The following is a 12,725-nucleotide window of genomic DNA, read 5'->3' on the forward strand; positions in this document are numbered from 1 at the left end:
TTGCCTATTCAGTTTCAGTGGCAAGTAGAAGAAGCAGGCATTTCTTAGGAAAAAGATCTGAATAACGAGTGCAGCCCATGAGAGGCTTTCACGGCGCACAGGAGCAAGGCTAGAGAGGGAAGGGGATAGGGCCCATACCGTCCTTGCAGTTGCAAACTCGACCTGGCCAATTCCTTCGTGTTTGCGGGTTTCAACCCCCAGGCTCCTAAGCCCAAGAGGGCCCAACCAAGTGAAATGGGAGTCCGGAGGTGAGGGAGTTCATGTGAGAGATAGTCAAGGCTTCGTTTTATCTCGCGGATGGGGGTGGTGCCCGCCAGAGCTTGCAGAGCGATGGCGGAGCACTCAGGGAGCGGATGTAACTCTCTTCTGAACACTGTGGTACTGCCGAAATTCCATCCACCATCTGTCAGTTGGCGATTAATGAGCATCTGTTGCCCGGCAATGGCGCGAGGATGAGTGCTTAATCCCACCTCTTTTAAGGCCAGCAGAGCGAGGGCAGTTGGTACAACCCAGCTGTGGGTGTCGGCAATCCATGGCCAACCTAGGATGGCGGTGTCGTGCCCAATAATTGAAGGATCTGGGGTAGGAAAATGTCGGCCGGTAAACCCTATGAGATAGTCGACAGCCCGGGATTGCGCTTCTTGATACTGGGGAATGCCTTCCCATGCGAAGATGGCGAGTGGTGTTGGCCAAGATGCCTCTGGGTGAGAGAGAGAGATGCTCACGCGTCCGTCGTCCGCCTGTTGTGAAGCTAAATATGCCCTTCCTCGGTTACAGCTTTCATGATCGAATTCATATGCGGACATTGAGATAATGGCCCAGGCGGTTGCGTCCGGCCGTGCCTCTTCTCCGGAATGATATGGAAATCCCCCATTTGGTTTTTGCCATGATTGGAGAAGCTCAAGAGCATGACGAAATTGTATTTGAATCATAAGAGAAAAATTTAGGTTTCCGTGCAATTCGATTAAGGTTTGATATTCCATGTTGTTCGGTTTAAATCGCGGAAACCTTAAGAAATTACAGATTTTACTTTGGTCATACCCTTACCTCCCTTCCGTCATTCCCGCTGGTAGTTAGCGTAAACCCATCCGAAGAATTCCATAGATGGATTCCGGGTAATAATGTCGAGCAGACCGTGAAAGGATGGTAATAATAGTACTCGTCGGAAAGTGGGATGAACAAAGCATAAACCGACAAATGCGGCTCATGCCTGCCGTCTCCTTTCGTCATGCGTCTTTCGGGTTACGACTGCAGACAGCCTAACCCGGCCTACGCAACTCTGCAGCCGCGCAGAGTCTCGCGTTTATTAAGGATAGGTCAGATTAGCAATGGGGTTCCCGACAATATGTCCTCCAGATGGATTCCGATGCAAATGCAAGGGAAAGACGAGAGTCGGAGGGAGAATTGGTGCGGTGGCATGCAAAAGGGGAACGGACTAAGGCTTACGGGTGTAACCCCGGCATGTCTGTGGAACATTTACTGAACGCCATCTCCTGTTCGGGAGCGACAAATACTCCGTCAGCCTGGATTTCCTTTCCAGGCACAACCTGCCTTGCCACGTAAATGATGCAGGCGGCAGTCAATACACCACCGAATACGTCGATCAGGTGATGCCCTCCATGGATAAGCACTCCTGGAAGGACGAACAGATTGATGACGATCAGTATGGGAAACCACCAGCGAGTGGTGCGTGCTGCATACATAGCCAAAACGGCCATGATCGTGTGATACGAGGGAAAAGCCACCAGGCCTTCCATATCCTTTGGAGAAATGAATTTTGGTCCTTCAGCCCCTAGACGCAATAGTTCGGCACCATAGGACGAGCCAACAAGCGGTCTCGCCGCCTGCTCAATTGTGCCGGAAATATCATAGAGCACGCTGGTGCCAAATGCCGGAAACAGCGCCCAAAATCCAAGGGTTGCCAGACCTGAAGCGGTAATTGAAAGGATGAAGACATGGAGTTCTTTTTGCTTGCCTCCAAATCCTAAAATAATAAAAAGTAATGCCATTTGCGGGATGGAAGATAAATAAGCATAACGCGTCAATTCATTAAACAATGGATGGCGACCGGCAAATTGAACAATGTCTGGCCATGAATACCCGAACCAAGCATCGATTTGGACCAGAAACGGATCAATGGGTTCTCGCCAAAGCGGGAGCAACAGATAACCGAAAACTGATAGCACAATTGTAAACAGAAGAAGCATGCCAGTGGCCATCAGTGTCATGGAGATACGCTCACTACGCCCGCTTGAACGATAGAACAGTCCCACAGTAATGATGAAAATTCCCAAGGCAAAAAATAGGGTATAGGAAAACCAATCAAAGCCAATTTTGCGCACAAGAATCACGGCAAGGTCGAAGATCGCGAGCACGAAAATGGTATTGCGTAAAAATCGTTCAACCGGCCATAGAAAGGGTTTTCCAAGAGTCAAGTTTCCCAGTCTCATCATTTATTTCCCTCGGTTCTGAATTTGGTCACTGGTGTGCGGATACAGAGCGCCCTGGTAAATAGAACCTATAAAAAATTCCAACTGATCTAACCCCATCGTTCAATGGGGTGTTCATTGTTGGAGTTAAAGTAAGAAAGGGCATTGGAAATGGCCCGGATATTATAGACTGGGCAATCGTGAAGGTGCCTTGAAGTCTTCGATCGAAGGTCTTTTCGGGATATTTCGTTGTTATCTTGAAAATGTGTCAAAGTTTCCTTTGTGAAAAATCCTCATTCATCACCTTGACCAAAGAGAGGAGGCAGCAATCGCTCTTCACATTCCGTTTGAAGTTTCACGGAGAATTTCTCCAATTTCCATTAGTCTCACTCCTCACGTTTCCTCAGGTGCATTCCATCCAAAAATTTAAGCTGTTCTGGACAATTTCGATCTCCTTGGTCAACAAAGGGAGGTAAACCATTGTACCGGTAAACAATATGAAACATATTCAACAAAAAACCATCGGCAAGTTTTCCCTGAAGAGGTCGATAATGAAGCATGAAAACAAAGAGTCACAGAATACGAAATGGAAAATTTTCTTGGGTCTATGAGCATTTATTCATGACCATGAAACATGGATTCGGTCGGGTGCCCCTTCCCGATAAGGGCGAACACGTCGAAATGCGTGGGCGCAAAACCACGGGTCAGGGTTGGTCCCTGATAGCCGGGTTGCCGAAGGCACGGAGAGCCAAGGGGCAACGTCTGCGTCAGAATTTTCCGGGCAGTCTGGCGTAACGAAAGTATTTACCTTCGCCCGTTAAGGAGATGCGCTATGGTTAACCAAGTAATGCGTTTCGTGAATGATGATGAGGGAGCCACCGCGATTGAGTACGGTTTGTTAGCTGCTTTGATTGCCGCAGTGATTGTCACGGCCGTGACTGCTGTAGGGACTGCGCTCAGCGGTACCTTTACTACGATTTCTACCAGTGTTGCGGCTCCGAGCTAAGTGAGACCTCCTTCCCGCAGTTGATGATTAGAAGTGCCGTTCCCGATAGAAGTTTATCGGGGCGGTACTTCGGCGGGAAGCCGCCTCTGAATGGCGGCGCAGTTTTGAGAGGTGACGCGAAGGTCAGGTAAAGGATAGGGAGGCCAGCATCATGCAGACAATTCTCCTGAATCATTGTCATCAATGGGTAAAAAACTTCCTCGTTGATGAAGAAGGTGCCACGGCAATTGAATACGCACTCTTGGCCTCACTGATCGGTGCCACGGCATTGAGTGCTCAAGCAGCTTTGGGAAATGCGGTTGGGAACATGTATACGCAAGTCATGGGTGTCATCGCGGGGGCCTTGGGGAGTTAGCGGGATACTGATAAAGACTGTTCTCAATGGTATCGAAGGGGTACTCACCAAAAAAAATTGCTCAAGTCTTTTAACTGACGCATTTAGATGTCCTAGCGTTCCCGCATTTTTCTATACCATGGTCCGTACCATACCGGACTTGTGATGCATCCGATCTATATCTAACGGTAGTGTCAGTGGAATTTGACGGTATGGCCTGATCGCTGCCCTCCAATCCATTTAGATAGCCGAATGGGAACAAAGAGGCATGAGTGAGCACCGAATCAAACAAGTACTAAAGCTGAGACAATCCGAGCGTGGCTCGACGGCGGTAGAGTTTGCTCTCATTCTACCGATTCTTGCGTCACTTGCATTTGGAGCGATCGATTTTGGGCGCATGTTGTGGTTTAAGGAAGTTTTGGTGAATGCGACCCGTGTGGGAGCGCGCCAGGGGACATTATTTGCTTCGGGCAATGGCCAGGCAGAAATTGAAGCAGCCATCACGGCTTCTCTTGCAGCGGGAGGGGTGGATCCATCAGGGCTCTCGGTGGTGGTTAATGGGGTCGGAAGCCCACAGGGACAGCCGTTAAATGTGGTGTCTACCATCCCCTGGAATTATTTTGTCATCGATAAACTCATTCCTGCGATTTCGACTCCCAACCTACAAGCCTCTGTAACCATGATGATGGAATAAGGCGAGGTGGAATGTCTTGTTCAAATCTTCAATGTAACGGAGAAGCGAATATGTGGAAAAAACAACGTTGGTCCATTGTCTCACCGCTCTTGAACCAACGGGGCGTCGCGGCAATCAATGGGGCGTTTATGGCGGTCGCAATGGGCATCATGGCAGGTGTGACGATTGATGTCGGGCATGCCTTGCTCACACAAAATGAATTGCACAATGCCTCGGATGCCGCCGCGCTGGCCGCTGCGAGACAATTGGGTGTGACCTATCTTACCTTGACCATCGCAGAGCAGCAGGACATGGGACGGGCACTCACTGGCAATGAACAATCACAAGTAACTGCTCAGGCGACTGCTGCGGCATTTGCCAACAGTGCTTCAGATGTCAGTAACTTGTCTCTTTCGCAGGGAGATGTTGAGTTTGGGATATGGGATTTCAATGCGCAGACGTTCAACCCAACGGTGAACCGGCCGAATGCCATTCGCGCGACTGTCCGACGTGATGGTGCGGCCAATGGTGCGATATCGACATTTTTTGCCGGTATGTTAGGTATGAGTACTATGAATATTTCCACCAGTTCGATTGCTGCATTAGGGACTTCAGGAGGACCTGTCCCACCGGGAGTGGCCGATGTGCCGTTTGCAATTTCCACTAACTGGTTCAACGGAGTCGCCAACTGCGATGGGGGTATACAATTTTCTCCGACTGGGCCGAATGGCTGTGCGGGATGGCACGTTTTTGATCAGAATCCGGCTAATGCGAATACGCTCCGAAATACTATTGATGGGTTGAAAGATGGAAGCTATCAAAGTCCAGGGATCATCCCAGGGCAGACTCACTTTACGTTTACCGGTGGAGAAGTTGCTTCTGCCTTTCCCAATCTGATCGATCTCTGGGATGCGAAGAAACAATGGAATAGTGATACTGGACAGTATGAATGGGATATCAATCTACCGGTATATCAAGATGGAGGATCTTGTAGTAATCCCAGTGGTTCTATCACCATTGTGGGGTATGCTAAAGCGGTGGTGACCAACGTCAAGAAAAAGGATATTCAAGCGGAAGTGAAATGTGATGGTTTCTTTGATGGAACGCCAAATCCCAACCAGGCTGGTGGGGGCGCTGGGGCGCTTCAGCCCTTATCGGTTTATCCAAGATTAGTGTCCTGATGATGGGTGGACAGACTGGAGCCTGAGAAGGGTTCTCTGCGACTGTTGTTCACCGGACTGGAGAAGTCAAGGCCAAGCCTCTGGAAATTTTTTAATGGTCTCCTTCTCAATATTTTTCAAGGTTCAAATCGTGAGTCTCCGCATGTATGCACATGCGCTTCCTGCCTGAAAAAACATCTGACGGAGAACTCATTTTCGTTCCGTTGTTGGTCCCGAGTGAATTTCAACGGCAATGTCTCTATCCTTCCATCATTCTCGCTTATGGGAGCATCCCTACTCGCAGCATCGATGAATCCCTTTTGCCGCATTCTTGCCCGGTAAAAAATGAAAGTGGTGAGAAAGAACTCAGAGCCTGACTCTTTCCAATCCAATCCAATTCCTGACCCCTCGCTTAATTCTCATAACTCTCTGTGGGTATTTCCCGACATTGGTAATCGGGAGTTCATCTGCTCCCATCAGCAACGGCATTTGTAATCGGGAGCCTATTTTACTCCACTTCTGATGGATCCTCGCTAATCACCAGCGGAGTGAGTGGAGAGGGGCGGGCGGGTGATGGGAGGGAGGCTCCCGTTTGACGTAAGGGTGAGTGCGTCCTGCTGAGTGACCGTGAGGATGACCAGAAGAAAAGCTCGTAGTTTATGGAGGAGAAAAAGATGGATTTTCAAGGATCAAAGGCGAGCATGACCAGGGAAAGTGAAATCAAAGCTTAGTAAATAAAATACAAAACTTCTAGGGTTTATGAATACTTTTTGGGTACAAACCTTCAGAAAGTCGGGCAACTGACCGAAACAGGAACTGTTTGTGTAATCGTGGTTCGTTAATGTTTCTGACATGAATGAAAAACGGTATCTCCCGGCCATGAATCATTCCTCACGTTACAGTAAATGACCTGGTAAAAAACCTATTTTAGGGCTCAATGAATATGGAGACATTTCTTCCATTATTTGGATTAGCAATAGGGTTAGTGGTGGCAGCGGTTACGGATGTTCGGGAAGGGCGGATTCCCAATTGGCTGACGGGTTCCTTGGCCGTCTTTGGAATTGGAGTGAATAGTATGGAGTATGGTTGGGAGGGATTCCTGTTTAGTCTCGGCGGTCTGATCATGGGGTTGGTCTGCTTGATATTTTTTTATTTGAAAGGTGGGATGGGCGCCGGAGACGTGAAATTGCTTGGAGCGATTGGAACAATCCTGGGTCCGGGTCAGGTGGTCTTTGCGTTTGCGTTTGCAGCCATGTTGGGGGGGCTATATAGCATAGCTCTGTTGTCCACTCAGGGTGGCATGCGCCACGCCTGGGATCGGATGTTTCTCCTTTTGTCGACTCTGAAGGTGATCAGGACTATTCCGGTTTCGGGCGCACAAACTCCCACCGAGCCAAAGTTACGGTATGCCCTAGTTTTAGGGCTGGGTACTGTGATCGCCAAAACGTTGTTTTATTATGACGTGTTGTAACTCGTGTTCGCTTGGTTCTACGTGTTGAAAATGAGCAATCGGAGAAGATTCTTTACGTTGTCTATTAAGAATGGCATTTGCCATCCGATATGCAGAGGTAGACAAATTGAAACCTCAGGATTGCTAGGTATGAATAAAAATTTCGGTTTGGATTTGGTGAAGAAGGGGGAGGAAGTCTCATGGGACAAAAACGGCCACTCGTATTTTTAGGAATCGCGATGATTATTGCCCTGGTGACGACCGTCATGGTGTATCGGTGGCTTCAGGGACAACGAATGATCGAAACCGATGCTCCTGAAGTAGTGATGGAAGGTGTGAGTGTCGCAGTGGCCAGTGCCGATATCCCCTGGGGGACTCCACTCGGTGAAAAAGCCGTTCGAGTAATGATGTATCCTGAAGAAGGTGTCCCCGTAGGTCACTTTAAGGACACGGCATCTTTAAATGGTCGAGTCGTGCTGACAAACCTGAAAAAAAATGAGCCAATTTTAGAATCGAAATTGGCTCCGATTGATGTGAAAACGGGCGGAGTATCCGCGGTCATGGATCCCAATAAACGGGCAATGGCTGTAAAAGTGAATGAAGTGGTTGGCCTTCCGGGATTTGTGCAGCCAGGAGATCGGGTTGATGTGATGGCGACCTTTGAGGATCCCAGGTCTAAAAAGAAGGACAATGGCGGTGGGAAGGAGGAGGTGACCAAGGTCGTCCTTGAGAACACGCTCGTGTTAGCGATCGATACGCAAATGGAACGATCAGCTGGAGAGGAAAAGCCCACTCCCGTAAAAGTCATTACGCTGGAGGTGTCGTTGGAGGAGGCCGAAAGGTTGGCCATGGCCGAAAATGGTGGGAAGTTACGATTGGCCTTACGAAGTCCACTGAATCCTGAGGTGAAGAAAACCAAAGGTGCCGACTTTAAGGATTTGATGCGTTCCCACCAACTCATTCCTCCGCCGCCCAGAGGGGGAAAGCCAAAAGAGCAAGTTGAGGTGATCCAGGGGACAACGCGGAAAACGATGAAATTTTAAGAGGGTCGTCGAGAGTGACGCGATGATCGTTAGGAAAGGTAAGGATATGAATCAGACTCACGGTTTTCCATTCAGGAGCATGGTGTTGGCTCTGGGCCTGGTCCTTGTGGGCTACACGGGAGCCTTGGGAGAAGGTCTCACCACCCAAGCGGTCCACGTCAATGAGCCCCAAAGCCTACGACTGACGGTCGGAGAGTCAAAAATTGTGGAGCGGGAGACGGCATTTAAACGTGCGTCGGTCGCCAATCCTAAAGTGGCGGATCAAATTGTGCTCTCCAGTAAGCAAATATACCTGACCGGAATCGAAGTTGGGACGACGACCCTGACCCTATGGGGTCAAGATGGTCAGGTGGCGAATGTTTTTCAAGTCCAAGTTTCTCCCGATGTGACTCGCTTGAAGGAGCAACTGTATACGATGTTGCCCCATGAACCCGGCATTCAAGTGATGAACAGTCATGAGCACATTACTTTGACGGGCAATGTCACCAATATGGAGTCCTTGGCTAAAGCCCTCACTCTGGCCGAGCCCTATGCCCCGAATAAAATCATTAATCTGATTCAGGTGGGGGGCGTACAACAGGTGATGATGGAAGTCAAAGTCGCGGAAATGCAGCGTGGGCTGATGAAGCGTCTCGGGGTAAATTTTAAGCGGGCTCAAAAAAATCACCGTGATTTCTCCATCGGTCTCATTAATGATTTGTCCACGGTTGATGCCTTTGAACCGTTGGCGCATGCACAATCCTCACAAACTACGACTCTGGAATTTCCGAGCGTGAGAACGCTGGCCTCAAACCTGATTTTAGGATTCGGGATTGGTGATGATTTATGGACTCTCTTTTTAGATCTGCTGAAAGAACATTCTCTCTCGAAAACCTTAGCTGAACCGACCTTGATTGCAGAGAGCGGGCAAGCCGCGGAATTCCTGGTTGGAGGAGAATATCCGATTCCAATTCCGCAGCAACTCGGCCAGGTGACCGTGAAATTTAAAGAGTACGGTGTCGGATTAAAATTTACCCCCACTGTTCTTTCTGAGGGGCGCATCTCCGTGATTGTGAACCCCGAGGTGTCAGAATTAGATTTTGCCAATGGTATTGTCATACAAGGATTTCAGATTCCCGCTTTGACCACTCGACGGGTGAAAACCGTAGTGGAATTAGGTGATGGACAAAGTTTTGCCATCGCCGGTCTTCTCCAGGAAAATATCAAGGAAACGGTTTCGAAATACCCGGTCCTCGGTGATGTTCCGATTTTAGGAGCGTTATTCCGGAGCACCGCATTCCAAAAAAATGAGACCGAACTGATTGTGATTGTGACCCCTCATTTGGTGAAACCTCTGGACATGGTGAAACAAACCTTGCCCACGGATCACTATTTAGAACCCAATGATTTTGAGCTGATGCTGATGGGCTATATGGAAGGGGTGTTTCCAGAACCAAATGTCGCCAGGCCGAGCGAGGCCTACACGCTTGAGTCACCGAGGGTGGCAGGAAGAATGCCGTACCGTAAAGGTGGGATGGAAGGGATGTTTGGGCATCTGGCCCCATAGGAACTTTGATGAAAAAGGAGCAGAGCATGCAACGCCAATCAATTGTGACAATGGCCGGTTTGATCGGCCTGATTCTGGTGGGGATGGGAGGTTGTGGTATATGGCCGGTCATGACAGAGGAGAATGGGCGGCGTCCTCAAGCGATGGGGAAAAGGGACCAGGTGCTCCTACCGTGGGCGCCTCAGCCCGTTCATCTGAGTGAAGAGTATGGCCTGTCCTATCGACAGGCACTTGAAAATCAAATCGCGAATCCCGCAGCCGCCAACAATCTCGGCCCCATCGCTGGAGAGGCCGATTCACAAGCTCTGCAACAAAGTCTGGCTCGGTATCAGTTGATGTTTCAAAGTCCGCCGTATTCCCCTTTCAAGCTGAAGGGTGGCTCAGGCGGTGGTTCATCAAGTGGTGGTTCATCAGGCGGCAATGCGTCCATTGGGGTCTCTTCGGAGGGATATTAACATGAAGGATAAAACTTGGAAGCCAAAACGTGTAGGCGGAGATTCCTCAGGTGCCTCATCCGATATGCCGGTCATTGAGCTTTCCATTCGGTCAACAGAATGTAAGGCGACACTTGAGGGCTTCATTCGGGAGATTGACGGTGTGCGGCTCAAAGACGGTCAGGATCCCGGAGTTCCTGCACTTATGATTATGGAACTAGAAGAAAAGCCTGAGGATACGTTCTCCCTTATTCGAGAGCTGATGAAATTGAATAAAGGAATGGAGATATTCCTTACCGCCGCACGATTGGAGTCAAATATTTTATTGGAAGCCATGCGGGCCGGCGCCAAAGAGTTTTTGGCCCAACCGCTCCAAAAGCAAGAAGTGAGCGATGCGATAATGCGATTTTTGGAGCGAGCCGCAGCTCCGGTTCGTCAAGGTGACGGGCAACGAGCAGCTGGAAAGGTTCTGGCATTTTTTGGGGGAAAAGGTGGAGTGGGAACGACCAGTATCGCGGTCAATTTGGCCGCCGCTATCAAAAAAGGGCCGAACAACCCGTCCGTCGCCCTGGTGGATGTCAATCAGCATGGGGGAGATCTTCCCTTGTATCTCGATCTTCAACCGAACCATAGCTTCCGGGATATTGCGACCGATTTGTCCCGACTAGACCAAGCCTTTCTCATTCGTGTCCTTACCAAAACGGAATTGGGCATTCAAGTGCTCCCTTCGGGGTATGATGATCTCAGCACAGGTCGATTAAGTCCGGATTGTGTGGAGGCAACCCTTCGACTGCTTCAATCCAGCTTCGACTATGTCATTCTTGATTGTGGACATGTATTGGATTTGACGACAAAAAAGGCACTGGAGCTTGCGACGTTAATCCTGGTGACGTCTACATTAATGGTCCCCGTGGTTCATCGAACGAAGCGAATTTTAGAATTGTTGCGTGGATCCGGATTTCCTGCTGAAAAAATCCGATTGGTGATGAATCGATTTTTATCGGCGGAACAGGACGTGTTGAAAGAGACTGAAGAAATTCTAAAACAAAAAGCCTTCTGGCTGCTCCCTAATGATTATCCTTCAGCAAGTCAAGCCGTGAATAGTGGAAAGCCGTTGATCGATGTGGCTCCCCGGTCGGCAGTGGCTCAATCCTATCGGGATCTGGCCAGTTCATTTGGGGGACAATCCGCCAAATCGGCAAGCAAGGGATCGTTAGCCGGGTGGTTGAATCCCTTTAAAAGTCGGAATGTCCAATCATCCCCTTCAGGGGCATAATTTTATTCCTTTCATATTGTTGAGGTAAGCCGGTTTATGTATGAGACAAAATGGGATGAAGTGGGGGCGGCAGCGGGCTTGGGGGCGTTAAACCTGGGTCCATTGAAAGAACGACTTCATCGTCAGGTGATTGATACTCTCGACCTGGCCGTTGTCGCGAAGTTGGATAACAATCTGCTCAAGGTCGAGCTGACTAAGCTCGTCCAGGAAATGTTGGAGAAGGAATCCGTCCCTCTCAGTATGAAAGAGCGGGAAAGTCTGATTGCCGACATTGAGCACGAAGTCATGGGTTTGGGCCCACTTGAACCCTTGGTGCAAGATCAAACGGTAAACGATATTCTGGTTAACAGGGCCGACCAAATTTACGTGGAGCGGGCCGGAAAACTGGAACTGACTGATGTAAAGTTTCGTGATGAAGCCCATCTCCGAAAAATTATCGAAAAAATTGTGTCGGCCGTGGGGCGACGAATTGATGAATCGTCGCCAATGGTAGATGCCCGGTTGCTGGACGGGTCTCGCGTTAATGCCATTATTCCGCCATTGGCTCTGAATGGATCTTCCATTTCAATTCGAAAGTTTTCCAAGGATAAGTTGCAGATTTCGGATTTGGTAAACAAACGTTCCCTTACCCCAGAGATTGCAGAGCTCCTTCGAGGGATTGTCGAAGCGAGACTGAATATTCTGATCTCGGGAGGAACGGGCTGCGGAAAAACGACCATTCTGAATATTCTGTCAGGATTTATTCCCTCCGACGAACGCATTGTGACGATTGAGGATTCAGCGGAGTTGCAATTGCGGCAAGAGCATGTGGTCCGGCTCGAAACGCGCCCCCCCAATGTGGAAGGGCGAGGAGAAGTGAGTCAGCGGGAATTAGTCAAAAACTGTTTGCGTATGCGGCCGGATCGAATTGTGATGGGTGAGGTGCGAAGTGGGGAATGTCTCGACATGCTTCAAGCCATGAATACGGGACATGATGGATCTCTGACTACGATTCATGCCAATACCCCACGCGACTGCCTGACGCGGGTGGAGACTTTGGTGGCTATGGCCGGGTTGAATCTGGCAACGAAGGCGCTTCGCCATTATATCAGTTCCGCTATCGACGTCATTCTCCAAATGACTCGCCTATCGGATGGATCCAGGAAAATGACCAGTTTGTCAGAAATTGTGGGTATGGAAGGCGAAACCATTACTCTTCAGGAAATATTCTTGTTTCAACAAACAGGACTTGATGAAGAGCGAAAGGTGCATGGGCAATTTAGAGCAACTGGTGTGCGGCCGAAATTTGTCGAACGGTTTAAAGCATTAGGAATTACTTGTGACCCAAGTATCTTCGACCCCGAGAAAATTTATGAGGTGTAAGACCCGTTTTTC

Annotated in this window: 12 protein-coding genes and 1 riboswitch; of the genes, 10 read left to right on the forward strand and 2 right to left on the reverse strand. The window is 49.3% G+C overall.

Features of this window, described 5'->3' with window-relative positions:
* Nucleotides 1-44 precede the first annotated feature (44 nt).
* Together PP769_RS08445 and PP769_RS08450 are read right to left on the reverse strand one after the other, a co-directional pair.
* Nucleotides 45-725 carry a prenyltransferase/squalene oxidase repeat-containing protein gene (locus PP769_RS08445; protein WP_312646611.1) on the reverse strand — a complete coding sequence of 227 codons (681 nt, stop codon included), beginning with the start codon at nucleotides 723-725 and terminating at the stop codon, nucleotides 45-47.
* 717 nt (nucleotides 726-1,442) lie between these two features.
* Nucleotides 1,443-2,453: a phosphatase PAP2 family protein gene (locus PP769_RS08450; protein WP_312646612.1), complete on the reverse strand. Its 1,011-nt coding sequence runs from the start codon at nucleotides 2,451-2,453 to the stop codon at nucleotides 1,443-1,445.
* A 632-nt stretch (nucleotides 2,454-3,085) separates the two neighbouring features.
* Nucleotides 3,086-3,166: riboswitch (cyclic di-GMP riboswitch) on the forward strand.
* A gap of 95 nt (nucleotides 3,167-3,261) precedes the next feature.
* On the opposite strand from PP769_RS08450, the gene PP769_RS08455 reads away from it, so the two are divergent.
* From PP769_RS08455 to PP769_RS08500, 10 genes are all read left to right on the forward strand, one after another.
* Nucleotides 3,262-3,435 (forward strand): Flp family type IVb pilin, encoded by a 174-nt coding sequence (locus PP769_RS08455; protein WP_312646613.1) that lies wholly within the window; start codon nucleotides 3,262-3,264, stop codon nucleotides 3,433-3,435.
* 151 nt (nucleotides 3,436-3,586) lie between these two features.
* Nucleotides 3,587-3,790 (forward strand): Flp family type IVb pilin, encoded by a 204-nt coding sequence (locus PP769_RS08460; protein ID WP_312646614.1) that lies wholly within the window; start codon nucleotides 3,587-3,589, stop codon nucleotides 3,788-3,790.
* A gap of 247 nt (nucleotides 3,791-4,037) precedes the next feature.
* Nucleotides 4,038-4,463 (forward strand): TadE/TadG family type IV pilus assembly protein, encoded by a 426-nt coding sequence (locus PP769_RS08465; protein ID WP_312646616.1) that lies wholly within the window; start codon nucleotides 4,038-4,040, stop codon nucleotides 4,461-4,463.
* 50 nt (nucleotides 4,464-4,513) lie between these two features.
* Nucleotides 4,514-5,623: a TadG family pilus assembly protein gene (locus PP769_RS08470; RefSeq protein WP_312646618.1), complete on the forward strand. Its 1,110-nt coding sequence runs from the start codon at nucleotides 4,514-4,516 to the stop codon at nucleotides 5,621-5,623.
* Between the two features lie 922 nt (nucleotides 5,624-6,545).
* On the forward strand, nucleotides 6,546-7,073 hold the full coding sequence (locus tag PP769_RS08475; protein ID WP_312646619.1) for an A24 family peptidase: 528 nt from the start codon (nucleotides 6,546-6,548) through the stop codon (nucleotides 7,071-7,073).
* A gap of 179 nt (nucleotides 7,074-7,252) precedes the next feature.
* Complete coding sequence (gene cpaB, locus PP769_RS08480; protein ID WP_312646620.1) at nucleotides 7,253-8,095, forward strand: Flp pilus assembly protein CpaB; 843 nt, start codon at nucleotides 7,253-7,255, stop codon at nucleotides 8,093-8,095.
* 46 nt (nucleotides 8,096-8,141) lie between these two features.
* Nucleotides 8,142-9,641: a type II and III secretion system protein family protein gene (locus PP769_RS08485; RefSeq protein WP_312646624.1), complete on the forward strand. Its 1,500-nt coding sequence runs from the start codon at nucleotides 8,142-8,144 to the stop codon at nucleotides 9,639-9,641.
* Nucleotides 9,642-9,667: 26 nt separating this feature from the next.
* A complete protein-coding gene (locus PP769_RS08490) occupies nucleotides 9,668-10,096 on the forward strand; it encodes a hypothetical protein (protein ID WP_312646625.1) in 429 nt (142 codons plus the stop codon).
* A 1-nt stretch (nucleotide 10,097) separates the two neighbouring features.
* Nucleotides 10,098-11,351: a CpaE/TadZ family protein gene (locus tag PP769_RS08495; protein WP_312646626.1), complete on the forward strand. Its 1,254-nt coding sequence runs from the start codon at nucleotides 10,098-10,100 to the stop codon at nucleotides 11,349-11,351.
* A gap of 36 nt (nucleotides 11,352-11,387) precedes the next feature.
* On the forward strand, nucleotides 11,388-12,713 hold the full coding sequence (locus PP769_RS08500; RefSeq protein ID WP_312646627.1) for a TadA family conjugal transfer-associated ATPase: 1,326 nt from the start codon (nucleotides 11,388-11,390) through the stop codon (nucleotides 12,711-12,713).
* Nucleotides 12,714-12,725 lie beyond the last annotated feature (12 nt).

Origin of the sequence: Candidatus Nitrospira allomarina, assembly GCF_032050975.1 — a bacterium.
In the GTDB taxonomy this organism is placed as follows: domain Bacteria; phylum Nitrospirota; class Nitrospiria; order Nitrospirales; family UBA8639; genus Nitrospira_E; species Nitrospira_E allomarina.

Excerpts from the sequence above, each read along its gene's own strand:
- PP769_RS08450 (WP_312646612.1), bottom strand. The coding sequence starts at position 2,453 with ATGATGAGACTGGGAAACTTGACTCTTGGAAAACCCTTTCTATGGCCG.
- PP769_RS08455 (WP_312646613.1), top strand. The coding sequence starts at position 3,262 with ATGGTTAACCAAGTAATGCGTTTCGTGAATGATGATGAGGGAGCCACC.
- PP769_RS08460 (WP_312646614.1), top strand. The coding sequence starts at position 3,587 with ATGCAGACAATTCTCCTGAATCATTGTCATCAATGGGTAAAAAACTTC.
- PP769_RS08465 (WP_312646616.1), top strand. The coding sequence starts at position 4,038 with ATGAGTGAGCACCGAATCAAACAAGTACTAAAGCTGAGACAATCCGAG.
- PP769_RS08470 (WP_312646618.1), top strand. The coding sequence starts at position 4,514 with ATGTGGAAAAAACAACGTTGGTCCATTGTCTCACCGCTCTTGAACCAA.
- PP769_RS08475 (WP_312646619.1), top strand. The coding sequence starts at position 6,546 with ATGGAGACATTTCTTCCATTATTTGGATTAGCAATAGGGTTAGTGGTG.
- cpaB (WP_312646620.1), top strand. The coding sequence starts at position 7,253 with ATGGGACAAAAACGGCCACTCGTATTTTTAGGAATCGCGATGATTATT.
- PP769_RS08485 (WP_312646624.1), top strand. The coding sequence starts at position 8,142 with ATGAATCAGACTCACGGTTTTCCATTCAGGAGCATGGTGTTGGCTCTG.
- PP769_RS08490 (WP_312646625.1), top strand. The coding sequence starts at position 9,668 with ATGCAACGCCAATCAATTGTGACAATGGCCGGTTTGATCGGCCTGATT.
- PP769_RS08495 (WP_312646626.1), top strand. The coding sequence starts at position 10,098 with ATGAAGGATAAAACTTGGAAGCCAAAACGTGTAGGCGGAGATTCCTCA.
- PP769_RS08500 (WP_312646627.1), top strand. The coding sequence starts at position 11,388 with ATGTATGAGACAAAATGGGATGAAGTGGGGGCGGCAGCGGGCTTGGGG.